The organism is Halomonas salinarum (assembly GCF_012062845.1).
Classification (GTDB): domain Bacteria; phylum Pseudomonadota; class Gammaproteobacteria; order Pseudomonadales; family Halomonadaceae; genus Onishia; species Onishia salinarum.
Genome location: NZ_WWNB01000009.1, coordinates 22,728 through 47,974 on the forward strand (window position 1 = coordinate 22,728; position 25,247 = coordinate 47,974).

At 64.8% G+C, this 25,247-nt stretch carries 18 protein-coding genes; 14 read left to right on the forward strand and 4 right to left on the reverse strand.

The features are described 5' to 3' along the window. Positions 1-69: 69 nt before the first annotated feature. Together ligA and HF027_RS08245 are read left to right on the forward strand one after the other, a co-directional pair. Complete coding sequence (gene ligA, locus HF027_RS08240; RefSeq protein ID WP_168014623.1) at positions 70-2,151, forward strand: NAD-dependent DNA ligase LigA; 2,082 nt, start codon at positions 70-72, stop codon at positions 2,149-2,151. Beyond that, the gene (locus HF027_RS08245) at positions 2,148-2,411 is read left to right on the forward strand and encodes a YheU family protein (RefSeq protein ID WP_168014625.1); all 264 of its coding nucleotides are present in this window, start codon (positions 2,148-2,150) and stop codon (positions 2,409-2,411) included. The genes ligA and HF027_RS08245 overlap by 4 nt, the downstream gene beginning before the upstream one ends. Positions 2,412-2,497: 86 nt before the next feature. On the opposite strand, the gene mnmC is transcribed toward HF027_RS08245, so the two are convergent. Continuing rightward, a complete protein-coding gene (mnmC, locus tag HF027_RS08250; protein WP_168014628.1) occupies positions 2,498-4,555 on the reverse strand; it encodes a bifunctional tRNA (5-methylaminomethyl-2-thiouridine)(34)-methyltransferase MnmC2/FAD-dependent 5-carboxymethylaminomethyl-2-thiouridine(34) oxidoreductase MnmC1 in 2,058 nt (685 codons plus the stop codon). A 196-nt stretch (positions 4,556-4,751) separates the two neighbouring features. Then, positions 4,752-5,051, reverse strand: coding sequence for a YciI family protein (locus HF027_RS08255; RefSeq protein WP_168014630.1), 300 nt, complete (start codon positions 5,049-5,051; stop codon positions 4,752-4,754). A gap of 212 nt (positions 5,052-5,263) precedes the next feature. On the opposite strand from HF027_RS08255, the gene HF027_RS08260 reads away from it, so the two are divergent. Beyond that, positions 5,264-6,103 (forward strand): PHP domain-containing protein, encoded by an 840-nt coding sequence (locus tag HF027_RS08260; RefSeq protein WP_245184609.1) that lies wholly within the window; start codon positions 5,264-5,266, stop codon positions 6,101-6,103. Between the two features lie 41 nt (positions 6,104-6,144). Continuing rightward, positions 6,145-6,768, forward strand: a complete 624-nt coding sequence (locus HF027_RS08265) for an L-threonylcarbamoyladenylate synthase (RefSeq protein ID WP_168014634.1) — start codon at positions 6,145-6,147, stop codon at positions 6,766-6,768. A 34-nt stretch (positions 6,769-6,802) separates the two neighbouring features. Here the strand turns inward: HF027_RS08265 and HF027_RS08270 are convergent, their stop codons facing one another. Both HF027_RS08270 and HF027_RS08275 read right to left on the reverse strand, forming a co-directional pair. Continuing rightward, positions 6,803-7,846 (reverse strand): ion transporter, encoded by a 1,044-nt coding sequence (locus tag HF027_RS08270; RefSeq protein WP_168014636.1) that lies wholly within the window; start codon positions 7,844-7,846, stop codon positions 6,803-6,805. A 17-nt stretch (positions 7,847-7,863) separates the two neighbouring features. After that, a complete protein-coding gene (locus HF027_RS08275) occupies positions 7,864-8,733 on the reverse strand; it encodes a CYTH domain-containing protein (RefSeq protein WP_168014638.1) in 870 nt (289 codons plus the stop codon). Positions 8,734-9,223: 490 nt separating this feature from the next. Between HF027_RS08275 and glgB the strand changes: the two genes are divergently transcribed. The 10 genes from glgB to HF027_RS15765 all read left to right on the forward strand — a co-directional run bounded on the left by glgB (position 9,224) and on the right by HF027_RS15765 (position 25,180). Next, a complete protein-coding gene (gene glgB, locus HF027_RS08280; RefSeq protein ID WP_168014640.1) occupies positions 9,224-11,443 on the forward strand; it encodes a 1,4-alpha-glucan branching protein GlgB in 2,220 nt (739 codons plus the stop codon). Positions 11,444-11,468: 25 nt separating this feature from the next. Next, a complete protein-coding gene (gene glgX / locus HF027_RS08285) occupies positions 11,469-13,577 on the forward strand; it encodes a glycogen debranching protein GlgX (protein WP_168014642.1) in 2,109 nt (702 codons plus the stop codon). 1 nt (position 13,578) lies between these two features. Further along, positions 13,579-16,050, forward strand: a complete 2,472-nt coding sequence (locus HF027_RS08290) for a glycogen/starch/alpha-glucan phosphorylase (protein WP_245184605.1) — start codon at positions 13,579-13,581, stop codon at positions 16,048-16,050. Between the two features lie 105 nt (positions 16,051-16,155). Next, positions 16,156-17,427, forward strand: coding sequence for a glucose-1-phosphate adenylyltransferase (glgC, locus tag HF027_RS08295; RefSeq protein ID WP_168014644.1), 1,272 nt, complete (start codon positions 16,156-16,158; stop codon positions 17,425-17,427). Between the two features lie 26 nt (positions 17,428-17,453). After that, entirely contained in the window at positions 17,454-19,088 is a 1,635-nt protein-coding gene (locus HF027_RS08300) for an alpha-D-glucose phosphate-specific phosphoglucomutase (protein WP_168014646.1), read from the forward strand. Between the two features lie 16 nt (positions 19,089-19,104). Then, positions 19,105-20,679, forward strand: a complete 1,575-nt coding sequence (locus HF027_RS08305; protein ID WP_168014648.1) for a glycogen synthase — start codon at positions 19,105-19,107, stop codon at positions 20,677-20,679. Between the two features lie 360 nt (positions 20,680-21,039). After that, positions 21,040-21,720, forward strand: coding sequence for a TIGR00153 family protein (locus tag HF027_RS08310; protein ID WP_168014650.1), 681 nt, complete (start codon positions 21,040-21,042; stop codon positions 21,718-21,720). 122 nt (positions 21,721-21,842) lie between these two features. Beyond that, positions 21,843-23,108, forward strand: a complete 1,266-nt coding sequence (locus tag HF027_RS08315; RefSeq protein ID WP_168014652.1) for an inorganic phosphate transporter — start codon at positions 21,843-21,845, stop codon at positions 23,106-23,108. A 170-nt stretch (positions 23,109-23,278) separates the two neighbouring features. Then, entirely contained in the window at positions 23,279-24,592 is a 1,314-nt protein-coding gene (gene argA / locus HF027_RS08320) for an amino-acid N-acetyltransferase (RefSeq protein ID WP_168014654.1), read from the forward strand. Between the two features lie 465 nt (positions 24,593-25,057). Beyond that, the gene (locus HF027_RS15765) at positions 25,058-25,180 is read left to right on the forward strand and encodes a hypothetical protein (RefSeq protein WP_280730177.1); all 123 of its coding nucleotides are present in this window, start codon (positions 25,058-25,060) and stop codon (positions 25,178-25,180) included. Positions 25,181-25,247: the final 67 nt, after the last annotated feature.

The following is a 25,247-nucleotide window of genomic DNA, read 5'->3' on the forward strand; positions in this document are numbered from 1 at the left end:
GTCGTTTGGGCCACGGCCCCAATACGCCTACAATAGCCGTTTGCTTACCAGACGTGATGCCGCCCCTTCATGAACCAGCCTGACGCCAAGATCCACGATGAGGTGGCCCAGCTGCGTGCCACCCTTGATGATGCCAACTACCGCTACTATGTGCTCGACGAGCCGCAGCTGACCGATGCGGACTACGACCTCAAGCTGCGCCGCCTGCAGGAAATCGAGGCCGAGTATCCAGCGCTGGTGACGCCGGACTCGCCGACCCAGCGGGTCGGTGCCTCGCCGGCGGATGGCTTTCCCGAGGTTCAGCACAACGTCCCCATGCTGTCGCTCAATAACGCTTTCGATGAGGATGAGCTGGCCGAGTTTGTGCACCGGGTGGCCGCTCGGCTCGAGGTCGAGCCAGATACGCTGTCTTTTTGCTGCGAACCCAAGCTCGATGGTGCGGCGGTGTCGCTTGTCTACCGCAAGGGGGAGCTTGATGCAGGCGTGACCCGCGGGGATGGCCATACCGGTGAGGGCATCACCTCCAACCTCAAGACCCTGAAATCCGTCCCGCTAAAACTGCGCGGCAAAGAGTGGCCGGAGCGACTCGAAGTGCGTGGCGAGGTCACCATGCGCCACGCCGACTTCGAGGCCATGAATGAGCGGGCCCGCGAAGAAGGCACCAAGGTATTTGCCAATCCGCGTAACGCCGCCGCCGGCAGCCTGCGTCAGCTCGACCCGCGTATTACCGACAAGCGCCCTCTGGAATTCAGTGCCTATCAGCTGGTTGGCCAGGATATGTCGAGCCTCGCCGATATCGATACCCCGACCCATAGTGAGCAGATGGCGCTGCTGCGGGAGTGGGGCTTTCGTGTTAGCCCGGAACTGGACGTGGTGCGCGGCGCAACGGGCATCATCGACTACTGCCGCCGCCTCGGCGAGAAGCGCGATCGCCTCGGTTATGACATCGACGGCGTGGTGATCAAGGTCGATGACCTGCGAGCGCAGCGTGAGCTGGGTTTCGTTGCCCGGGCACCACGCTGGGCAATTGCCTTCAAGTTCCCCGCCCAGGAGCAGCTCACCACCCTCGAGGATGTCGAGTTTCAGGTCGGGCGTACCGGCGCCATTACCCCTGTCGCACGGCTGGCGCCGGTCTCGGTGGCCGGCGTCACCGTGTCCAATGCCACCCTGCACAATCAGGATGAAATCGCGCGCTTGGGCGTGAAGATCGGTGATCGGGTCAGTATCCGTCGCGCCGGTGACGTCATTCCGCAGGTGGTGAGGGTAATCGAGGAAGAACGGCCTGCGGATGCCCGGGAGATCGTCTTTCCCGAGTGCTGCCCGGTCTGCGAGTCCCAGGTCGAGCGCCTGGAAGGCGAGGCCGTGGCCCGCTGTTCCGGTGGGCTCTACTGCCCGGCCCAGCGCAAGGAGGCCCTTAAGCACTTCGCCAGCCGTCGCGCCCTGGATATCGAGGGGCTCGGCGTGAAGCTGATCGATGCCTTGGTCGCGCGAGACTGGGTGAAAACGCCGGCGGATCTCTTCACCCTGACCGCCGCTGATCTGGCCGGCCTGCCGCGCATGGGCGAGAAGTCAGCGGCCAATCTGGTGGCGGCGCTCGAGAAGGCCAAGCGCACGACGCTGCCGCGCTTCATCTATGCGCTCGGCATCCGCGAGGTGGGCGAGGCCACTGCCAACAACCTGGCGCGCCACTTTGGCACTCTCGAGGCCTTGATGGCTGCCGAACAAGCCGATCTCGAGGGGGTCGAGGATGTGGGGCCGATCGTCGCCGCCCATCTGCACACCTTCTTTCGCCAGCCCCACAACCGCGAGACCATCGATGCGCTGATCGCCCAGGGCCTCACCTGGCAGGAAGAGGCGGTGGGCGAACGGCCCCAGCCGCTTGCGGGCGAGACCTGGGTGCTGACCGGCACCCTCGAGCAGCTGACCCGTGACGAAGGCAAGGCGCGGCTTCAGGCCCTGGGCGCCAAGGTCGCTGGCAGCGTCTCGAAGAAGACCGCCTGCCTGGTGGCCGGCGAAGCCGCCGGCAGCAAGCTTGCCAAGGCCAATGATCTCGGTGTGCCGGTGATCGATGAGTCCGAATTTCTGGAGCGCCTGGCCGCCTGGGAGCGCGGTGAATCCCCCGACCCGACAGCCAATGAGGAGGCCGAATGAGCCGTTTCGTGGAAGTTCCCTATCGCATGTTGCCCGGCGAGACCCTGGATGCTCTGCTCGAGGCCTTTGTCACCCGCCAGGGTTACGACACCACCGATACCGGCGAGGGCATGCGTGGCTGGTCCGCCGAGCTCAAGCGCCAGCTCGAGCACGGCGAGCTGCTGATCGCCCATGACCTGCAGACCGAGCTGACCGAGGTGATGACGCTTGCCCAGTGGCGCGCCTTTGGCCGCGAGCTTGCCGACGACGAAGAGGATTGATCGACAGCGTCGAGGCCCTGAAAACACGAAGGCCCCGCCCGGCGGGGCCTTCGTCGTTCAGCGACCGCTGCCTCGATCACCGGGTGCTAAGGGGCCTGGCTCTTGATCAGGTCGCTGATCAGTCGCCGTCCCGGATGAAGGTGATCGGCAAGTGCCCGCTCCACCGGCAGCGGTTCGTCGCAGATTCGTGAGGCGATCACCTCGGCGCAGAGCGGCGCGCTGGCGAGCCCCCGGGAGCCGTGGGCAGCGCTGATCCACAGCCCCGCATGATGGGGGCCGGGGACGTCCGGGACGCGCTTGGCATCCTTGGCAAGCACCGCATAGCTCTCGTGCCACTTTGCGGCGTCCGGCACCGGGCCTGCGTAAGGTGTCTTGTCGGGACTCGCGGCGCGCACCGCTACCCGCCCCGTGAGGTGCTCAGGTGTCAGGTCGGCGCCGGCCTTCTGCAGGGCATCGCGCAGTGCCTTGACCAGACTCGGCAGGCTCGCCTCCAGTTCGGCAATATTGGCCGCATGATCGGCGTCGCGCGGTGCCGTGTCGGTGTCATGGGGCGCGAAGGTGGCGCCAAAACTCAGCACGCCGTCTGTTGCCGGGGGCACATAGCCACCGGCGCAGACCACCCGCGAGAGCGTCGGCACATCAATGCCCTCAGGCAGGCGCAGGGCGCTGACCTGGCCACGAATCGGCTGCAGGGGTAGCGCCTCGGTCTGGACAAAGCGGTTGGCGAGTGCCGCCGTGGCCACCACCACCTGATCGGCATTAAGGGGCTCGCCATCGGCCAGTGTCAGCGTCCAGCCGTCTTGATCCGGGCCGAGCCGCGTGAGTTTGGTGACGTCGCCATGGTGCAGGCTAATGCCGGGTGTCGCGGCTAGGCGCGCGCATAACAGGTCGGGTCGTACCCAGCCGGCGCCGGAATAGTCGAGGCCCGGTGATTCTATGGCCACACCCGCCCGCGCCGAGGCCGTCTCGACGTCTACCCCTTCCACTACGTCATTGGGCAGCCCATGGTTGGCCAGGAAGCGCGCCTGACGCTTGGCCTCGCGCTCACCGGTTGCCAGTTGCAGCACGCCGCAGTCGTCCCACAGCGTGTGCTCGGGGTCCAGCGTCGACAGCCAGCGCCGGCTGTACATGAGCCCCGAGAGATAGACGCGGCTCTGCGGGTTGGTCTCGGCGGCAAGCTTCACATAGAGCGCGCCCTGACGATTACCCGAGCCGCCGGCCCCCGGTGCCTCGCGCTCGATCAGGGTCACGGTCACGCCGCGCCTTGCCAGGGCCTCGGCGACCGTGGTGCCGGCAAGGCCGGCGCCAATCACCGCCACATGCCGGCTGGGTGCCGCCGCGGGCGGAGTGAACCAGGGTGTCGTCGGGCGCGGATCATGGTGGGGTGGGGTGGCAATCTCGCCGGCGAGCATCTCGCGCTTGCGACCGTGGCCGGGCACCTTGCGCCAGACAAAGCCGGCGGCCTTGAGGCCGCGCTTGACCACGCCGGCGCAGGTGAAGGTCGCGAAGGTGGCGCCCGGGCGGCTGGCGCGGGCCATGGCGGTGAAAAGCTCAGGCTGCCACATCTCGGGGTTCTTGGCCGGCGCGAAGCCATCCAGAAACCAGGCATCGACCTTGCCATCGAGCTGGCCCAGTCGCTCGGCGCTGTCGCCGAAGTGCAGGTCCAGGGTCACGCGCTCATCGAGACGCAGCCGGTGGACGCCTGAGACCGGCGCCGGCCATTGGCCGATGAGACAGGCGGCCTTGTCGCGGAAATCGGGCCAGCCGGCCAGGGCCCTGGCCAGATCGTCCCGGGTCATCGGGAAGCGCTCGGTGGAGACCAGGTGCAGCCGCGCCTTGGGTGGAGCATGGCGCTCGAAGGCGGCCCAGGCACACAGCATGTTGAGCCCGGTGCCAAAGCCCGTCTCGCCGATCACGAAGGGCCGCGGCCCCTGCCAGGCCGCCAGCCGCTCGGGCAAATGGTTGGCATTGATGAAGACGTGCTCGGTCTCGGCACGACCGTCGTGGCGCGAGAAGTAGACATCATCGAAGGCGCTGGAGTGGGGCGCCTCGCTGTCGGTGTCGTCTCGCGGCCAATCGAGGCGCGCAACCTCGAGGGCGGCCAGGGGAGGCAGGGGCGCAGGGCGGTCGTCGGCGGCACTCAAGGTGGGCTCCGAAAAGCATCAGGATTGATCAAAAAATAACCAGTTTCGCCGCATGGGCGTCTTGGCTGGCTTATGGCAAGGCGTCCGCGGGCTTTCAACAAGCTTTTCCACAGCCACGGTGTAAAACTGGCTGTGGAAAACCCGTCTGGGGAAAACGTCTTCCGGCGGGCAGGCTCAGGCGGTGTTCATGCGCGGCTCAGGGTAGTGCTTTCTTGAATGGCTTTACGGTCACCTTGGCGTAGACGCCGGCGATCACGTAGGGGTCGGCATCGGCCCAGGCTTGCGCAGTGGGCAGATCCTCAAACTCGGCAACCACCAGGCTGCCGCTGAAACCGGCGTCGCCCGGGCTCTCGGCATCGACGGCCGGGTGCGGGCCCGCGAGCACCAGGCGGCCTTCGTCGCGCAGCTTCTCGAGGCGGGCCAGGTGGTCGGGGCGGGCGGCCATGCGCCATTCGAGGCTGTTATTCACATCTTCACTGATGATGGCGTAGAGCATCGCAGTTTCCTTCGCTGAGTGGGCAGGAAGGCGCCGTCGCACCTGAAATTGACCGCAACCGGCGCGGCGCGCACCATAGGAGGCCTATTCTGACAAAGACGCCTGCCGGCGTCATGCTGATGAACGAGACTCACGTGCCCCCCGCTACCGCTGATGCATCTGCCCCTCAGGCCAATAGTGCCTTCGACGAGGCGCCGGGCATCGACCTGCATATGCACTCTACCGCCTCGGATGGCGCCCTCTCGCCCGCCGCGCTGATGAAACTGTGCCATGAGCGTGGCCTCTCACGGGTATCACTTACCGATCATGACACCCTGGATGGCGTTGCCGAGGCGCAAGACGCCGCGGCGACGCTGGGGTTGACGCTGCTGCCGGGGCTCGAGCTGTCGTCTCAATGGCAGGGGTTGAACATTCATGTGGTGGGTCTGCTGCCAGAGGGTGCCCAGGGCAGCCTGGTGGCGGGGCTCGAGTCTCAGGCGCGCGCGCGGATCGCCCGCGGTGAAGAGATCGCCCGGCGCATGGAAAAGCTGGGGCTTGATGACGCCCTGGCTAAGGCACGCGCACAGGCCGGTAGCGAGCGTCCGCTGGGACGCCCCGACTTCGCCCGGGCGATGGTCGCCGATGGTCTGGTCAAGGACATGGGCACGGCCTTCAAGAAGTATCTGGGCAGCGGCAAGCGGGGAGACGTCAAGGCCGGTTGGCCGTATCTGTCTGAAGTGGTCGAGTGGATCAATGATGCCGGCGGCGTGGCGGTGCTGGCGCATCCGCTGCGCTATGGCCTGACCCGGCGCAAGCGCGGCCTGCTGCTCGACGCCTTCACCGCCGCGGGCGGTGAGGCCGCCGAGCTGGTCAGCGGCTTCCAGAACGCCGATGTGACCCGGGATCTTGCCCGCCAGCTAGACGAGCGGGGCCTTTATGGCTCGCTTGGCAGCGACTTTCACTTTCCCGGCGGGCCGGTGGCGCCGGGCAGCATGAGCGCGGTGCCGCGCACCGCGCTGCGCCCCATCTGGCAGCACCCCCGTCTCGCGGCAATCTTCGCCGAGGCGGCCTGACACGCCGCTTCCCTTCATGGATCACGCACACAGGAGTGAGCATGACGCAATTCTTCCAGATGCACCCCGAGACTCCCCAGAAGCGCCTGATCGACCAGGCGACCGAGATCATCCGCCGTGGCGGCGTGGTGGCCTATCCCACCGATTCCGGCTATGCGCTGGGCTGCCACCTGGGCGACAAGAAGGCCATCGAGAAGATCAAGTGGCTACGCTCGCTGAATGACAAGCACAACTTCACCCTGGTGTGTTCGGATCTGTCCGAGATCGGCACCTATGCCAAGGTCGATAATGCGGAGTTCAGGCTGCTCAAGACGCATACGCCGGGGGCCTACACCTTTATCCTCAATGCCACCAACGAAGTGCCACGCTTGCTTTTGCATCCCAAGCGCCGCTCGATCGGGGTGCGAGTGCCGGATCACCGCATCACCCACGCGTTGCTCAAGGCGCTCGGTGAGCCGCTGATGAGCGTGACGCTGATCCCGGTTGGTGAGGAATTGCCGATGACCGATGGCGAGGAAATCCGTGAGCGTTTCGGCGCTCACCTCGACCTGGTCATCGATGGTGGCGCCTGCCACCTGGAGCCGACCAGTGTGATCGATCTACGCGATCTGCCGCCGGTCATCCTGCGCGAAGGGCGCGGCGATCTGGCGCCCTTCAGGGGATGAATCTACCCTGCGACGGCGCCTTGGCCTGTGGGGCTCAGGCGTCGTCCTGCTCGTCGTCTGAGCCGTTATCTGAGTTGTCGCCCCCGCCTTTTCTCTGTTGATCCCGTTGAGCGTCGCGCGCGTTTCGCGACTGTTCCGCTTTTTCTCTCGCGTCTTCTGCCTGTTGCGCCTGGCGGCTGGACTCTTGCCGCTGTGCTTCTTCACGTTGTTCCGCCTTTCGCGGGTCCTCGGTGTTCTCGTCCAGCCAGGTGCCGCATTTCAGGCAATATTGCGCCTTGTGTTCGTGGCGGTCGTAGCCACAGCCGGGGCAGGCCTCGTCTGAATAGCGGTCGGCGCGAATCGAGCGGATCACCTCGGCAGAAAACACCCCGGTAGGGATGGCGATGATCGAGTAGCCCATCAGCATCACTGTCATCGAGATGAATTGACCCAATGGGGTAGTGGGGGTGATATCGCCATAGCCGACCGTGGTCAGCGTGACGATGCCCCAGTAGATCGAGACGGGAATGCTGGTGAATCCCGCCTCTGGCGGCTCGATCATGTAGACCAGCGAGCCGAAGATGGTCACCAGCATGAACACCGTGAACAGGAACAGCAGGATCTGATGCGAGCTACGCTTGAGGGCCTCGATCAGTAGACGTCCCTCACCGACGAACTGCATCAGCCTGAGCACCCTGAAGATGCGCAGCACCCGTAGCAGGCGGATCACCACCAGCGAATGTACCCCGGGCAGCAACAGCACCAGCCAGGTGGGCAGGATCGCCAACACATCGATGATGCCGTAGAAGCTTCTCAAATAACGGGTCGGGCGATCCAGGCAGTAAAGGCGTACCGCCAGTTCCAGCGTGAAGAGGCCGGTGAAGCCCCATTCCATCAGCCTGAACAGGCTGCCATAGGCGGCTTCATAGGCCGGGACGCTTTCCAGCATCACCACCCCGACGCTTGCCAGGATCATCACGATCAGAGCGATGTCGAAGCCCTTGGCCAGCCGGGTGTCCGATTCGAAGATGATCTGGAAGACGCGGGTCCGGAGTCCTTCCGCGGCGGGCTTGAGGTCGTGGTGGTTCACGGGCGTCATCCTTGTGGTGGCCGGGCTCAGCCGAGCGATACCTCGCCGGGGAGTCGCCGCGCCAAGGAAAGGGCGCGCTGGCCGAAGGTCGTGGTCAGCCAGGTCGGCGTCGCCAGGGCCTCGGCGAGGCGTTGGGCGTCGGCGCTCACGGCATCATCGCCCAGCTCGGCCAGGCGTTGGAAGGCCTGGTGGGCCTGGTGGCGCCAGGCGGCGTCGTCGGTGTCGGCCAGGGCATCCAGGGCCACCACGGCGCGATGCAGCCAGGTGGGCGCCGAATCGCCCTCGGGCAGTGTCCAGCCGCGACCCAGCAGGGCACTGCCGCGGGCCGCCTTGCTGGTGTCGGAGGGACGCAGCGGCACGTCTTCGGCCAGGCGCGCGGCCAACTCCACCAGGGCGGCCGGGTCGCCGGCCTTGAGTTCCAGTTCCAGCTCGCGGATCGGCGCCTTGCGCTCATCGGCGCGGATCTCGCCGAGATCCAGCGCTACCTCGATGGTGGCGTTGTTGTCTTCCAGCCACCAGGTCTCGCGTACGAAGTCGGTGGAGAAGCGCGGCATCAGGCGACCCAGCACGCCCTCACCGAGCGCCTCCATGGGAGGCAGGTCGGCGAGTCGGGTCAGGTCGAGCCCCGGGCCCATCACCTCCCATTCCCACTCGCCGCGGGTCGACAGGCCGCCGCTGCCTTCGCCGCGGGTCTTCAGTGTCTGCAGCAGGCGATCATCGACATGGCGCAGGCGCAGGGCCATGCGGGCGGCCTCGAGCTCCCCCTCGGGGGTATCGAAGTAGGTGTTGCCCAGGCGCGTGGTGCGGGGCGCCAGGCCGGCGAGCCGGGGATGGTGGCGCAGGGCCTCGGGGCCGGTGGGCCCCAGGGCCAGCTTGAGCTCGATCTCGTTTGCCATGTGTGGGCCCCTTGTCGGATGTCAGTGAAGGTTAGATGAATTGTAACTATTCAGTGCCGTGTGAGGCTCGCTAATCTGCCGTTTCCTCTGGCATATTTAGCCTCATCTTCCCTGCGTTAGCCTGGACATGACCATCAGCGACATCAACATCAACATCAACATCAACATCGACGAGGCCCTGGAACGGGGCCGCCAGCAGTCGCAATAGCAGCCAGCCGCCGTCCCCTTCACCACCAACCAGGGGGCGCGATCTGCGGATGACCAAGGTCCAGTAGACGATCTTGGGCTGTGTGCAATCCTGAGAGGGCGCCGAGATAGTGTGCCGGATGTGACGCTTCCTCTCGAGTTCCGTCAAGCAGGGCTTGGCGGCGGACACGGCATTGGAGCAACTGTGTGTCGGTGAAGTGCCTGCCTTCATGCGACAGGACAACCTAGGTCGGGTAGCGTGAGCTGAATAGTTACAAACAAACAGCGATATTCGGGGATCATGATGGAACTGACTGTCCAGGCGACGATTGATGCGTCGCAAATCGATAGCATTGAAAGTGGTGAATTTTCCGATATCTTCTCGGTTTTGGGGCTTCAGCAGAATCCTGTGGGCAACGGCCTGGTGGTCCGGGCCCTGCTGCCGGGGGCTCAGGAGGCGGCGGTCGTCGACCGGCGCAACGGCCGGACCATCACCAGGATGGTGCCTATCGGCGCGAACGGTCTGTTCGAGGCGGTCATGCCGCGGCGCAAGAACCGCTTCGATTACCGGCTGAAGGTACGTTACGCCGATGCCGAGGTGGTTCAGGAGGATCCCTACCGGTTTCCGTCGATGTTGAACGATGACGATCTCTATCTGTTCGGCGAGGGGACGCAGGAGCGCACCTATCGCTGGATGGGCGCCCATCCCCGCAGCGTCGACGGCATCGACGGCGTGCTGTTCGTGGTCTGGGCGCCCGCTGCCAGCCGGGTCTCGGTAGTCGGTGATTTCAACCTCTGGGACGGGCGCCGGCATATCATGCGCAAGCATCCGGCGTCCGGCGTCTGGGAGGTGTTCATTCCCGGCGTCGAGCCGCAGGCACTGTACAAGTATGAAATCCTCGATGCGCAGGGCAACCTGCTGCCGCTCAAGTCCGACCCCTATGCACTGTCGATGCAGCATCCACCGGAAACGGCGTCGCGGGTGATCGGCGAGTCCGAATTCGCCTGGTCCGACAAGACGTGGATGATGCAGCGCGCCGCGCGCCAGGGCAGCGATCAGCCAATCTCGATCTATGAAGTGCATGCCGGCTCCTGGCGCCGCCGCGCCGAGGACGGCAATCGCTATCTGAGCTATCGCGAGCTGGCCGACGAATTGATTCCCTATGTCCTCGAGATGGGCTTTACCCATATTCAGCTGATGCCGATCAGCGAGTATCCGTTCGATGGGTCCTGGGGGTATCAGCCGATCGGCCTTTACGCGCCGAGCATCCGCTTCGGCGCCCCCGACGACCTGCGTTATTTCGTCGATTGCTGTCACCGCAACGAGATCGGCGTGATGATCGACTGGGTGCCCGGCCACTTCCCGGCCGATGTTCACGGCCTCGCGCGCTTCGACGGCACCGCCCTGTACGAGCACGAGGACCTGCGCCAGGGCTTTCACCCGGACTGGAACACCCTGATCTACAACTACGGCCGCAACGAGGTTCTGAGCTTCCTGCTCAGCAATGCGCTGTTCTGGCTCGATCAGTTCCATATCGATGGCCTGCGCGTGGATGCCGTGGCTTCGATGCTCTACCTGGATTACAGCCGCGAGGACGGCGAGTGGATCCCGAACCGCGACGGCGGTCGGGAAAATCTCGAGGCCATCGAGTTCCTGAAGCGGGTCAACGCCAGCGTCGCCCGCCATTATCCCGGCGCGCTGATGATCGCCGAGGAATCGACCTCCTGGCCCGGCGTGACGGCGCCGGTCGAACAGGGTGGGCTGGGCTTCGACTTCAAGTGGAACATGGGCTGGATGAACGACAGCCTGGTGTACATGGGCCGGGACCCACTTTACCGGCAGTACCACCATGACCAGGTGACCTTCGGCCTGGTGTACGCCTTCAGCGAGCGCTTCGTACTGCCGCTCAGCCACGACGAGGTGGTGCACGGCAAGGGGTCGCTGCTGGCGCGCATGCCCGGTGATGAATGGCAACAGTTCGCCAACCTGCGCGCCTACCTCGGCCTGATGTGGGGCCATCCGGGCAAGAAGCTGCTGTTCATGGGCGGAGAGCTGGCGCAGCGCGGCGAGTGGAACCACAACCAGAGCTTGGACTGGTACCTGCTCGAGTATCCGGGGCATGCCGGGGTCAAGGCGCTGGTGCAGGATCTGAACCGGGTCTACCGCGATGTCCCGGCGCTGTACCGGAGCGACTGCGATAGCGAGGGTTTCGAGTGGGTGCAGGGCGACAACAGTCGGCAGTCGGTGTTCGCCTGGCTGCGCAGGAGCGAGGACGGCCGCTCGCTGGCGCTGGTGGTCAGCAACATGACGCCCGAAGTGCACTACAACTATCGTGTCGGGGTGCCCGTCGAGGGGGAGTACGTCGAACGCATCAATTCGGACAGCGCGCTTTATGGTGGCAGCAATGTCGGCAATCATGGCGGCGTCGAGGCCGAGCCCGAGGCGTGCAACGGTCGCCCGTTCTCGGTAGCGCTAACCTTGCCACCGCTGGCGACACTGGTGCTCGAATTGGGCGGCGTATGACAGGGACTGACGGAGGAGTCCGGTGATGATGGCAGGAAGCTTGACGCCGCTGGGCGCGACCTTCGATGGCGAGGGCACCAACTTCGCACTGTTTTCCGCGCATGCCGAGCGCGTCGAGCTGTGTCTTTACGATTCCTCCGGGCAACGGGAGCTGGCGCGCTACCCGCTGCCCGAGAAAACCCATGACATCTGGCACGGTTACCTGCCCGGGGTCACGCCCGGCAGCTGTTACGGCTACCGGGTCTACGGTCCCTACGACCCGTCCGCGGGCCACCGTTTCAATCACCACAAGCTGCTGCTCGACCCCTACGCCCGGCAACTGCAGGGGCGCTTCCGCTGGCATGACGCCCACTACGCCTACCGCCGGGATGATCCCCTTGAGGACGCCTCCTTCGACAGCCGCGACAACGCCGCCTGGATGCCCAAGTGCGTGGTCACGGCGCCGCCGGAAGTCGGGCCGCCGCAGCCGGGCCCCTGGCGCGCGGCACCCCAGGATACGTTGCTCTACGAGGCGCACCCGCGCGGCTTTACCCTACTGCACCCGGACGTGCCGGAATCGCTGCGCGGCAGCTTCGCCGGCCTGTCCGACGCCGCGGTCATCGACTACCTCAAGGCGCTGGGCATCACCAGTGTCGAGCTGATGCCGGTGCACGCCTTCATCGGCGAGCGCTTTCTGCACGACCGCGGCCTGACCAACTACTGGGGCTACAACAGTCTCAATTTCTTCTGCCCCCATGGCGGCTACCTGGCCAGCGGCGAAGTGCAGGAGTTTCGCCGCATGGTCGACCGCTTCCATGATGCCGGGCTGGAGGTGATCCTCGATGTGGTCTACAACCACACCGCCGAGGGCGACCGCCTGGGCCCGACGCTCTGTTACCGCGGCATCGACAATGCCTCCTACTACCGCTTGCAGCTCGAGTATCGGGGGCACTACGTCAACGACACTGGCTGCGGCAACGTCCTCAACCTGGATCATCCACGGGTGCTGCAGCTGGTGATGGACAGCCTGCGCTACTGGGCCGGCGTCATGGGCGTCGACGGTTTCCGCTTCGACCTGGCGACGATCCTCGGGCGCACGGCGCAGGGGTTCGACGGCCGACACGCCTTCTTCCAGGCGATCGCGCAGGACCCGCTGCTGTCGACGGTCAAGCTGATCGCCGAGCCCTGGGATATCGGCCCGGGGGGCTATCAGTTGGGCCAGTTCCCGGCGGGCTGGAGCGAGTGGAACGACAAGTACCGCGACTCGGTGCGCCGGTTCTGGCGTGGCGATGCCGGTGCAATGCCCGATTTCGCCCGTCGCCTGCACGGCTCCGCCGACTGCTTCGAGCACGACGGCCGCCGTCCCTGGGCAGGCGTCAACTTCATCACCAGTCACGACGGCTTCACGTTGCGTGACCTGGTCAGCTACCGGCAGCGCCACAACGCCGCCAACGGCGAGCAGAACCTCGACGGCCACCACGAGAACTTCAGCGACAATGGCGGCGTCGAGGGGCCGGCGGCGGATCCGTCCGTCAGGGCGCTGCGCCTGCGACAGCAGAAAAACTTCCTGGCCACGCTGCTGGTGTCCCAGGGCACGCCGATGCTGCTCGGCGGCGACGAGATCGGCCGCAGCCAGCAGGGCAACAACAACGCCTACTGCCAGGACAACGCCATCAACTGGGTCGACTGGTCCTGTCTCGAGGGAGGGGAGGGGGCCGGATTGCTGGCCTTCACCCGCGAGCTGATCGCGCTGCGCCGGCGCTGCCCGGCGTTCGGCTTCGCCCACTACGTGCACGCGGCCGAATCTCCGGACAGCCCAGGCATCCACTGGTACTCGGCGGCGGGTGAGCCGATGTGTCCGGACGAATGGCACGATCCGGAGAACAACCTGCTGGGCTACCTGCTGACGGCAGTAGTGGACGACGCCGACGGCAAGGAAGCCTTGCTGGTGATCTTCAACAACGGACTGCAGGCGGCCGATTTCCGGTTGCCGACGGTCGAGGGGTACGACGGCTGGGAACTGCTGCTCGACACCGCGGCCGATGCCGGCTCCGATTTAATCCCGATGGAGAGCGACGAGTGCCTCGAACGGCCGGAGCGCTCTTTGTGCATACTCTCGGCGATGCCGACGAGCACTGACATACAGGAAATCTGAGATGGACAAGGCAACACGCGGCTGTGTCGAGAAACCCGATTGGCTGGGCATGGACCCGGAGTCGGTCGCCGCCGACCTGAAACGGCATTTCGCCCTGACCTTGGGGCGCGACGAAGTGGGCGAGTCCCACCACTATCTGTATACCGCGCTGGCACTGACGGTGCGCGACCGGCTGGTCGAGCGCTGGCGCGCGACGCGCGACCGCTACCGGGATGAGAATCCGAAGCGCATCGCCTACCTGTCGCTGGAATTCCTGATGGGGCGGGCGCTGAGCAACGCCGCCCTCAATCTGGATATGGAACCGGTGGTGCGTGAGGCGCTGCAGCAGTACGGCTGCGACCTCGAAGCGCTGGTCGAGGAGGAGATGGACGCCGGGCTCGGCAACGGCGGTCTGGGTCGGCTCGCGGCCTGCTTCCTCGACAGCTGCGCCAGCCTCGATCTGCCGGTGACCGGTTACGGTCTCCGTTACGAGTACGGCATGTTCCACCAGATCGTGCGCAACGGCTACCAGGTCGAGAGCCCGGACAACTGGTTGCGCAACGGCAACCCCTGGGAGATCGAAAGCCCGGAAAACACCTGCCGCGTGCAGTTCTTCGGCGACACTGAATATTACCAGGACGACAACGGCACGGAGCGGGCGCGCTGGGTCGCCACCAGCGACGTGCTGGCGGTGCCCTACGATGTGCCGGTGCCGGGCTACCGCAACGGCACCGTCAACACCCTGCGGCTGTGGAAATCGGAGGCGACCGACGAGTTCAACCTCGACGAGTTCAACGCCGGCAGCTATACCGACGCCGTGGCGGCGAAGAACCTCGCCGAGCAGATCACCATGGTGCTCTATCCCAACGACGCCAGCGAAAACGGCAAGGCACTGCGCCTGCGCCAGCAGTATTTCCTGTCGTCGGCCAGCCTACAGGACGTGCTGCGCCGCTGGGTCAGGCACAATGGCCGGGATTTCAGCCAGTTCGCCGAGAAGAACGGCTTCCAGCTCAACGACACCCATCCGACGGTGGCGGTACCGGAGCTGATGCGCCTGCTGATGGACGAGTACCTGCTGTCCTGGGGGCAGGCCTGGGAGATCACCACCCAAACCATGGCCTACACCAACCACACCCTGCTGCCCGAGGCACTCGAGTGCTGGCCGGTGGGGCTGTTCCGCGAGCTGCTGCCGCGCCTGCTGGACATCATCTTCGAGATCAACGCCCGTTTCCTGGCCGAGGTGGCCGAGCACTATCCGGGCGACGTCGATCGCCAGCGCCGGATGTCAATCATCCAGGAAGGCGATCATCCACAGGTGCGCATGGCGTACCTGGCGATCGTCGGCAGCTTCTCGGTCAACGGCGTTGCGGTGTTGCACACCGAGCTGCTGAAGTCGGGCCTGTTCCGCGACTTCTGTGAACTCTGGCCGGAGAAATTCAACAACAAGACCAACGGCGTCACGCCGCGGCGCTGGCTCGCCCACTGCAACCCCGGGCTGCGCGACCTGCTCAGCGAGACGATCGGCGACGACTGGGTCGCCGACCTGGACGCTCTTGAGCGGTTGAAGCCGCTGGCCGACGATGCGGCCTTCCGGGCACGCTGGCGTGACGTCAAGCGCGATGCCAAGGTCCGCCTCGCCGAGCTGGTAGCGCGCAAATGCGACGTGCAGTTCGATCCGGACATGATGTTCGACGTCCAGGTCAAGCGCATCCACGAGTACAAGCGACAGTTGCTGAACGTGCTGCACGTCATTCACCTGTACGACCGCATCCGCCGTGGCGATACCGAGGGGCTGCAGCCGCGCTGCGTGCTGATCGGCGGCAAGGCCGCGCCCGGCTACGCCATGGCCAAGACCATCATCAAGCTGATCGGTAATGTCGCCGAGACGGTCAACCGGGATCCGCGCTGCCGCCCCTGGCTGCGGGTCGCCTTCCTGCCCGACTACAAGGTCTCCTTCATGGAACGGATCTGCCCGGCGGCGGACCTGTCGGAGCAGACCTCCACGGCCGGCAAGGAGGCGTCCGGCACCGGCAACATGAAGTTCATGATGAATGGTGCGCTGACCATCGGCACCCTGGACGGCGCCAACATCGAGATTCTCGAGGCGGTCGGCCAGGACAACTTCTTTCTTTTCGGTCTCGATGCCAGCGAAGTGCAGGAAACCCGCAAGCACTACGACCCGGATGCGATCATTAGCGGCGACCGCGACTTCGAGCGCGTCATGCAGCTGATCGAATCCGGTCATTTCAACCTGCTCGAGCCGGGCATCTTCGACTCGGTCAGCGCCTCCATTCGCAGCCCACACGACGCCTGGATGACCGCCGCGGATTTCCGCAGCTACGTCGATGCCCAGCGCCGGGTCGACCGCGTCTACCGGGACACGGAGCTCTGGAGCTGCAAGAGCATCCTCAACACCGCCTGCAGCGGCCGTTTCTCGAGTGACCGCACCATCCGCGCTTACGAACGCGATATCTGGAACAAACCCAAGGAGTGATTCAAAAGGACTGAACTTTTGCCGCATCGGCCCGTTTTCGCGTGCGATACGGGCCAAACTCGCAACTGATCCCGATCAGAACAACAACATCGAGAGAGAATGGCCATGGCTGATGATAATTTGCGTTACGCAAGTCTTCCGACCCGGGATACCTTCGCCCTGATTCTCGCCGGTGGGCGGGGGTCTCGGCTGTATGAGCTGACAAGCTGGCGCGCCAAGCCGGCGCTCTATTTCGGCGGCAAATACCGCATCATCGACTTCCCGCTGTCGAACTGCGTCAATTCCGGCATCCGCCGCATCGGCGTGCTGACCCAGTACAAGGCACACTCCCTGGTTCGGCACCTGGGGCGGGGCTGGAGTCACTTCAAGAGCGAACTGGGCGAGTCCGTTGAGATCCTGCCCGCTTCGCAGCGCTACTCGGAAGACTGGTACCAGGGCACTGCGGATGCTATCTACCAGAACCTGGACATTATCCGCGCCATGAACCCCAAATACGTGCTGGTGCTGTCGGGCGATCATGTCTACAAGATGGACTACGGTCCGATGCTGGCCGAGCACGTCAAGAACGGTGCGGAGATGACCGTGTCCTGCCTGGAGGTGCCGGTCGAGGAAGCCGCCCGCAGTTTTGGCGTGATGAAGGTCGACGCCGACAAGCGCGTGGTCGGGTTCGAGGAAAAGCCGGAGCAGCCGTCGCCGATTCCTGGCAACGACGATCTGACGCTGGCGTCCATGGGCAACTACATCTTCAACACCGAGTTCCTCCTCGAGCAGCTGCTCAAGGACGCGCAGAATCCCGATTCGTCGCACGACTTCGGCAACGATATCATTCCGTCGATCATCGACAGCCACAAGGTCTACGCCTACCCGTTCCGCGACCCCGAGACCGGTGGGCGCGCCTACTGGCGCGATGTCGGCACGCTGAACGCCTTCTGGGAGTCGAACATGGAGATGCTCGACGCCCAGGCGCCGCTCGACATGTACGATCCCGGCTGGCCGCTGTTGACCTATCAGGAGCAGCTGCCGCCGGCGAAGTTCGTCTGCGACAGCGAGGGGCGCCGCGGCATGGCGCTGGAATCCATGGTCTCGGGCGGCTGCATCGTCACCGGCGCCGAGGTGCGCTGCTCGGTACTTTTCAGCCAGGTTCATGTACATTCCCAGTCTGTCGTCGAGAGGTCGGTCATTCTGCCGAGCGTGGAGGTCGGGAGAGGATGTCGGCTGCGCAATGTCATCGCCGACCGGGCCTGCCAGATACCCGACGGCATGGTGATCGGCCATGACAACGAGCAGGACCGGAAAAACGGGTTCAGGGTCACGGACAAGGGCGTGGTGCTGGTGACACGCGCCATGCTGGGCCAGGGCGAAGGCTACTTTTCCTGACCGAGGTCGTTCCAGGAGCGGAATGCATGAATGTACTAAGAGTGGAAAGCCAGCCCTTCGAGGGACAGAAACCCGGTACGTCGGGGCTGCGCAAGAAGGTTCGGGTGTTCGAGACGCCCGGGTACTTGGAGAACTTCGTGCAGTCGATCTTCAATACCCTCGGCGACTGCAGCGGGCAGGCATTGGTCATTGGCGGTGACGGCCGCTATTACAACCGGGTGGCGATCCAGACCATCCTCCGCATGGCGGTCGCCAACGGCTTCACCCGGCTGATCGTCGGCCAGGGCGGCCTGCTGTCAACGCCGGCGGCGTCCTGCGTGATCCGCAAGTACGCTACCCGCGGCGGAATCGTCCTGTCCGCCAGCCACAACCCTGGCGGTCCCGACGAGGACTTCGGCATCAAGTTCAACGGTGACAACGGCGGGCCTGCGACCGAAGGGGTCACCGATGCGATCTGGCAGGCGTCCAAGGAGATCGACCACTACCTGACGCTGGAGTCGCTGGACGTCGATCTCGACCGGCTCGGCGAGAGCCGGCTGGAAGGGGCGGTGATCGAGGTGATCGACCCGGTCGCCGACTACGCCGACCAGATGGAAGCCCTGTTCGACTTCCCGAAGATGTCGGCGCTGGTACGCAACCCCAAGTTCAGACTCTGCTTCGACGCCATGCACGCAGTGACGGGGCCCTATGCGCGGGAAATTTTCGAGAACCGCCTCGGCGCCCGCCCGGGCAGCGTGGTCAACGCCGACCCGAAGGAGGACTTTGGCGGCGGTCACCCGGACCCGAACATGGTCCACGCCCACGAACTGGTCGCGCTGATGAACGGCGACGATCCGATGGACTTCGGCGCCGCCTCCGATGGTGACGGCGACCGCAACATGGTGATGGGTAGTGGTTTCTACATAAATCCCTGCGACAGTCTGGCGGTACTGGCGGCCAATGCGCACCTGGTGCCGGGGTATCGTGACGGCCTGGCGGGCGTGGCGCGTTCCATGCCGACCAGCCGGGCGGTCGACCGGGTGGCGCGGGAGCTGGGCATCGATTGCTATGAGACGCCGACTGGCTGGAAGTTCTTCGGCAACCTCATGGATGCCGGGCGCATCACGCTCTGTGGTGAGGAGAGCTTCGGCACCGGTTCTGACCACTTGCGCGAGAAGGACGGTCTCTGGGCGGTGCTGTTCTGGCTCAACATCGTTGCCGAGGAGGCCAAGCCGGCCAGCGAGATCGTCCGCGATCACTGGCAGCGCTTCGGTCGCGATTACTTCTCACGACACGATTTCGAGGGCATCGACAGCGACGCGGCGACGCGGATGATCGCTACGCTGGAGGAAAAGCTGGATACGCTGCCGGGCCAGACGTTCGCCGGTCTGACGGTCGAGTCGGCCGACAGCTTCAGCTACCGCGACCCGGTCGACGACAGCGTCAGCACCGGCCAGGGGCTGCGGCTGTTCTTCAACAACGGTGGCCGCGTGGTGATGCGCTTGTCCGGCACCGGCACCTCCGGAGCCGCGCTGCGCGTCTACTATGACCTCTATCAGGTGGACCCCGCGCTGCTGGGGCAGCCGGCGCAGGTGGCGCTGGCCGGGTTGATCGACGCCGCCGACGAGGTCGCCGGCATTCGCAAGTACACCGGCCGCGAAGCGCCCGATGTCATCACCTGATAAGCGGTAGACGCGAATGAATATACTGATGGTGGCCGCCGAGAACGACGCCCTCGAAAAGGGCAAGGTCGGCGGCATAGGAGATGTGGTCCGCGACATACCGCCGGCGCTGGCGGGGATCGGGCATCAGGTGCAGGTGGTGGTGCCTGGCTACCAGCTGTTCTCGCGGCAGCCCGGTGCCCGGCATCTGGGCGCCGTCAAGGTGCGTTTCGGCGGTCGGGAAGAGATGGTCAGCCTGTTCCAGGTGACCGGGCGCACGCCGGTGGAGGGTGTCACCCAGTGGGTACTGGAGCACCCGTTGTTCGGCGCCGGCGGCGCCGGCAGGATCTACTGCGATGACCCGGCCGACCGGCCGTTCGCCACGGATGCGAGCAAGTTCGCGCTGTTTTCCCTGGCGGTCGCCCAGAGCATTCGCGACGGCGCCTTCGGCCAGCTGGATGTGGTGCACCTGCATGACTGGCATGCGGCGCTAGTGGCGTTCCTGCGGCGCTTTCACCCTGAATACGGCGCGCTGGGCGATATCCGTTTCGCCTTCAGCATCCATAATATCGCGTTGCAGGGGATCCGTCCGCTGGACGGCGACGCCTCGTCGCTCGTCGCCTGGTACCCGGACCTGTCCTACGACGCCGATGCGGTGCGTGACCCCCGCTACCCCGAATGCATCAACGCCATGCGGGTGGGGATCAATCTCTGCGACCGGGTACACGCGGTTTCACCGACCTATGTGACGGAAATCGTTCGTCCGAGCGATCCCGGGCGTGGCTTTTTCGGTGGCGAGGGGCTGGAGCAGGATCTGCAGCGGGCCGGTGCCGAGCATCGCCTGTTCGGCATTCTCAACGGTGCCGACTATTCCGGGGAGCCTCCGGAGCCCTTGTCGGAAAGCGAACTGTTGCAGCGTTGCCAGCAGCAGGTGCTGGAGTGGATCGGCGCCAATCCGCTGACCGAAAGCGCCCACCTGATTGCCCATTTCCGCCTCTCGGAGTGGGCCGATCAGGCGTCGCCGGGTGTGCTGATGACGTCGGTGGGCCGCATCACGGATCAGAAGGTGCAGCTGTTGCGCCAGCCGCTGGAGAGCGGCCAGTCGGCGCTCGAGGAGCTGCTGGATCGCCTGGAGGGGCGCGGGCGGCTGATCCTGTTGGGCAGCGGCGATGCCGAGCAGGAGCGCTTCCTCACCCGGGTCGCGGCGCACAAGCGCAACTTCCTGTTCCTGCGGGGCTATGCGGAGTCGCTGTCGCAGCATCTGTACGCCGCGGGCGACCTCTTCCTGATGCCGAGCTCCTTCGAGCCCTGCGGTATCAGCCAGATGCTGGCGATGCGCGCTGGGCAGCCCTGCCTGGTGCACCGCGTCGGCGGGCTGGTCGATACGGTGCAGGACAACGTCGACGGCTTCTCGTTCGGTGGCGGCAGCCTGCAGGAGCAGGCCGCGAACCTGGTCGCGCGCCTTGATGAGGTACTGGCCATGGCCGCGGAGCGGCCGGAGGAATGGCAGGCGGTGGTAACCCGAGCCGCCGAGGCGCGCTTCCTCTGGTCCGATGCCGCGCACGCGTACGAGCGCCAGCTGTACGGCCGTGAAAAAAGTGATGAGGCGTAAAGCCTGAAGCCACAGGCGTCGAGCCGTGCTCCTGCGGCCGGCTCAATGCGGCATCAGGCGACCCAGCACGCCTACGCCCAACGCCTGTATGGGCGGGCAGAGCGGCCAGCCCCACGAGGCCGGGCCCCGGGCCCGGCACTTCCCATTCCCACTCGCTGCGGCTCGGGCCGCCCTGGCCGCTGCCGGTCGTCTTCAGGGGCTGCAGCCGCTCGGGCTCTGCGGCGGCAGGGCGAGGGTTAATTCGATTTCCTGGCTCATGACCGAAGCATCCTTATGACAAATTGGTGAATTCTTTATGACGTCAGTCGGTGCCATCACTATAATGTCCCCGCCATTTCCAACACGAATCGCTTACCTATTATGGTGACATCTAATCCGTTCTCAGCGATCTTCGGTCGCTCGCCCTTCCAGCCGCTGCTGGCGCATATCGTCAAGGTCAGTGAGTGTGCCGATGAGCTGCTTGCGTTCTTCGAGGCCACCCTGAGCGGTGACTGGAAGGCGGCAGAGCGTCATCGAGGCACCATCACCAACCTTGAACACGAGGCCGATGAGCTCAAGACCGAGCTGCGCCTCAACCTGCCGAACACCATGTTCCTGCCGGTCTCACGCTCTGACCTGCTGGACCTGATCAGCGTGCAGGACAAGATTGCCAACAAGGCTCGCGATATCACCGGCATCATGCTCGGTCGGCAGATGCAGGTCCCCGACGCGCTGGCGCCGATGATGCGCGATTATCTGCGGACCTCGGTGGCTGCCGTGTCTCAAGCTCGCAAGGCGCTCGAAGAACTCAAGGACCTGCTCGAATCCGGCTTTGGCAGCAACGTCGCCGATGTCATGCAGAACCTGATCCGTGAGTTGCATGTGCTTGAGCACCAGGCCGACGACCAGCAGGTCGCTGTTCGTCGCCAGCTGTTCCAGCTTGAGAGCGAGCTGCCGCCGGTCGATGTGATGTTCCTCTACAAGATCATCGACTGGGTCGGCGAGCTTTCCGACGGTGCCGAACGCGTGGGTAGCCGTCTGCAGGTGCTGACCGCTCGCTGATTCACGACCTCGAACTCTCCGCCCCACGACCACCGTGAGTGCTACGTGATGCACTCGCCAGGGATAGGCGCATCGAGGCGTGTCTAGGCGGACTTACAGTCATCCCTAAGGATGTAGTTTTTATGTCGATCATTGCGCAGTACGGCGACATCTTCATCATTCTGGCCTGTCTCTTCGGCTTCTTCATGGCCTGGGGCGTCGGAGCCAACGACGTCGCCAATGCCATGGGGACCTCGGTGGGCTCGCGGGCCATCACCATCAAACAGGCGATCTTCATCGCCGTGATCTTCGAGTTCCTGGGCGCCTGGCTCGCCGGCGGCCAGGTCACCGATACCATCCGCAAGGGCATCATCGACCCCACCCTGCTGCAGGATGACCCCCAGCTGCTGGTCTACGGCATGCTGGCATCCTTGCTGGCCGCCGGTACCTGGCTATTGATCGCCTCGATGCGTGGCTGGCCGGTCTCGACCACCCATTCCATCGTCGGTGCCATTGTCGGCTTCGCCATGGCCGGCCTCGGTCTCGACGCCATCGGCTGGGGCAAGGTCGGTCAGATCGCCGCCAGCTGGGTGGTGTCTCCGCTGATGTCGGGCTCGATCGCCTTCATGCTGTTCAAGTCCGTTCAGCATCTGATATTTGAGAACCGTGATCCCTTCGCGGCCGCCAAGCGCTATGTGCCGATGTACATCTTCCTGGTCGGCTTCATCGTCTCCATGGTGACCCTGACCAAGGGCCTCAAGCATGTGGGTCTCGATCTGAGCTTCGGCGTGAGCCTGTTCTACGCGGTCATTGTCGGCCTGGCCGTGATGGCGCTGGGGGGCCTCCTCGAGCGTCGCGTCAGCCGCAACCGCAGTGAGGATGACGCCTTTGGTTTCGGCGGTGTGGAGCGCGTCTTCGCGGTGTTGATGCTGTTCACCGCCTGTGCCATGGCCTTCGCCCATGGTTCCAACGACGTCGCCAACGCCGTCGGCCCGCTGGCCGCGGTGATCAGCGTGGTGTACAGCCACGGCGACGTCGACGGTGCTTCGATGGTGCCCTGGTGGGTGCTGGTACTGGGCGGCGGCGGCATCGTGGTCGGCCTGGTGACCTATGGCCACAAGGTCATCGCGACCGTCGGTACCGGCATTACCGAGTTGACGCCGAGCCGCGGCTTCGCCGCTACCCTGGCCGCCGCGACGACCGTGGTGCTGGCCTCGGGTACCGGCCTGCCGATCTCGACCACGCAGACCCTGGTCGGCGCGGTACTCGGCGTGGGCCTGGCGCGCGGCATGGCGGCGCTCAACCTGCGCGTGATCGGCACCATCGTCATGTCCTGGCTGATCACCCTGCCGGCCGGCGCCTTCCTGGCGATCATGTTCTTCTTCATGTTCAAGGGCATGTTCGGCTGATGCCTGCTGGCATGATGAAGTAAGCAGGGCCAGGGGCGCCCGACGCTTTCGAGCGTCTCCGTAAAAGGCGGCACCGCGCAGGCGGTGCCGCCTTTTTTCGCCCTCTGTTATAGTCAGAACATCGTGGGCACGCTGCCCGATTTCACTTTCCTGCTGCCGGAGTGCGGCCCTTGAATACGCGCTTTCCCTTCGTCGATTGGTTTCGTCAGTCATCGCCTTACATCAACGCCCACCGTGGGCGAACCTTCGTGGTGCTGATCGAAGGTGAGGCGATGGCGGCAGGTCATAGCGAGTCGCTGATTCAGGACCTGGCGCTGCTGCATACCCTGGGCGTCAGGCTGGTGCTGGTGTTCGGCATTCGCCCCCAGGTCAGTGCGGCGCTTGCGGAGGAGGGCATTACCCCGCGTCGCGAGGAGGGCCGCTGGGTAGCCGAAGATGCCATCATGGCGCGGGTCGAGCGCATTGCTGCCGAGCAGCGGCTGTGGTTCGAGGCGCGGCTGTCGCTTGGGCTGCCCAATACGCCGCTGCACGGTATCGAACTGACCGCGGTCTCCGGCAACCTGGTCATGGCCAAGCCTCTCGGGGTGCGCAACGGCCTCGACTTCGCCCGCAGCGGCGAGGTGCGTCGGGTGCGTGCGGAGGCAATCGACGCGCTGCTCGACCAGGGCTCGCTGGTGGTACTGCCGCCGCTTGGGTTCTCGAGTACCGGCGAAGTCTTCGATCTGGACGCCGCCGAAGTCGCTCAGCAGGCCGCAGTGGCGCTTGGCGCCGACAAGCTGGTGCTGCTGGGCGAGGCCGAGGGGCTACATGATGAAAGCGGCGCCTTGCAGCGCCAACTGACTCCGGCACAGGCGGAGCCGCTGATGCAGGCGGCGGAACCCGGCAGCGAACTGTCGCGCCACCTGGCGGCGGCCTGTGCGGCCGCCCGCCACGGGGTCGCCCGTACTCACTTGCTGTCCTGGCATGACGACGATGCGCTGCTTGGTGAGCTGTTTACCCGCGATGGTGTTGGCACCATGATTACCCAGCATCGCTACGAACAGCTACGCGACGCCGAACTGGGCGACGTCGGCGGCCTGCTCGAACTGCTCGAACCCCTTGAGAGGCGGGGCATGTTGGTGCCGCGCTCCCGGGAGCGTCTGGAACACGAGATCGATGATTACCTGGTCATCGAGCGTGACGGCATGATCATCGGCTGCGCCGCCCTGCATGAGTTCCCCGACGCCCAGATGGGCGAACTGGCCTGCGTGGCGGTGCATGGCGATTATCGCGGCGGCAATCGCGGCGAACGGCTGCTGGCCGACGTCGAGCGCCGTGCCCGGCGCCGGGGACTTACCGCGATGTTCGCACTGACGACCCATACGGCTCACTGGTTTATCGAGCAGGGTTTCGGGCTTGCCGAGATCGATGCTCTGCCGATCCTCAAGCGGGATGCCTACAACCATGCCCGCAAGTCAAAGATCCTGCTCAAGCACCTGGGCTGATAGCCAGTGCCATGCATCGGCTGGTGTGGCAGAAATGCGGGTCATGTCGCCAAACTGATACATGGTAAGAGATTGATTTTTAACAGTTTTTTATGAATGGCCGGCGCAGCGTCTCCGATTGGAGACAGAAAGCGCCGGCTGTCGCGGCTTTCATTGCCATACCGTGACGCGCATTAGCCCATTTGGCACTTTTGGGTTTTTCTAAGTCATTGATAAAAATGGAGTATTAAAGTTTTTGGCACGCTCCTCGCTATATAATAAGTGAGCAAGCAAGGGACTCGGTTCATTACGGCTCGAACCGTTTCCTGACCGGCCTGACAGGGCGCATTTACTACCCTGTGTATGCCACCCGATCGGGTCGGTCCGCGTCTGCTCCACGCGATGTGTGACTGATGTAGCGATGAGACGGGTACCGCCGACAGGCATGGAAAGGTACCGCTACGGGCAAGGATGCTCTCGGCAAGGATGCCTCGCCCTTTGGGGCTGAATTCGGCGGCGACGCTCAAGCGGCGCTGCCACCAGAACGAAGTGGGGATGCGTCCCCAGCACGGCGGCCAGCTTCTGGCGAGTGACGATACTGCCGTGTGACTTCGGGGCTTCGGCCCAGAAATAATGTCGAACAGTCCGGCCAGACGCGCCTGCCCCCCGACATTGT

Bases quoted from the DNA above. Each gene is read 5' to 3' on its own strand.
- ligA (WP_168014623.1), top strand. From the start codon at position 70: ATGAACCAGCCTGACGCCAAGATCCACGATGAGGTGGCCCAGCTGCGT.
- HF027_RS08245 (WP_168014625.1), top strand. From the start codon at position 2,148: ATGAGCCGTTTCGTGGAAGTTCCCTATCGCATGTTGCCCGGCGAGACC.
- HF027_RS08255 (WP_168014630.1), bottom strand. From the start codon at position 5,051: ATGCTCTACGCCATCATCAGTGAAGATGTGAATAACAGCCTCGAATGG.
- HF027_RS08260 (WP_245184609.1), top strand. From the start codon at position 5,264: ATGCACTCTACCGCCTCGGATGGCGCCCTCTCGCCCGCCGCGCTGATG.
- HF027_RS08265 (WP_168014634.1), top strand. From the start codon at position 6,145: ATGACGCAATTCTTCCAGATGCACCCCGAGACTCCCCAGAAGCGCCTG.
- HF027_RS08270 (WP_168014636.1), bottom strand. From the start codon at position 7,846: ATGACGCCCGTGAACCACCACGACCTCAAGCCCGCCGCGGAAGGACTC.
- HF027_RS08275 (WP_168014638.1), bottom strand. From the start codon at position 8,733: ATGGCAAACGAGATCGAGCTCAAGCTGGCCCTGGGGCCCACCGGCCCC.
- glgB (WP_168014640.1), top strand. From the start codon at position 9,224: ATGGAACTGACTGTCCAGGCGACGATTGATGCGTCGCAAATCGATAGC.
- glgX (WP_168014642.1), top strand. From the start codon at position 11,469: ATGATGGCAGGAAGCTTGACGCCGCTGGGCGCGACCTTCGATGGCGAG.
- HF027_RS08290 (WP_245184605.1), top strand. From the start codon at position 13,579: ATGGACAAGGCAACACGCGGCTGTGTCGAGAAACCCGATTGGCTGGGC.
- glgC (WP_168014644.1), top strand. From the start codon at position 16,156: ATGGCTGATGATAATTTGCGTTACGCAAGTCTTCCGACCCGGGATACC.
- HF027_RS08300 (WP_168014646.1), top strand. From the start codon at position 17,454: ATGAATGTACTAAGAGTGGAAAGCCAGCCCTTCGAGGGACAGAAACCC.
- HF027_RS08305 (WP_168014648.1), top strand. From the start codon at position 19,105: ATGAATATACTGATGGTGGCCGCCGAGAACGACGCCCTCGAAAAGGGC.
- HF027_RS08310 (WP_168014650.1), top strand. From the start codon at position 21,040: ATGGTGACATCTAATCCGTTCTCAGCGATCTTCGGTCGCTCGCCCTTC.
- HF027_RS08315 (WP_168014652.1), top strand. From the start codon at position 21,843: ATGTCGATCATTGCGCAGTACGGCGACATCTTCATCATTCTGGCCTGT.
- HF027_RS15765 (WP_280730177.1), top strand. From the start codon at position 25,058: ATGCCTCGCCCTTTGGGGCTGAATTCGGCGGCGACGCTCAAGCGGCGC.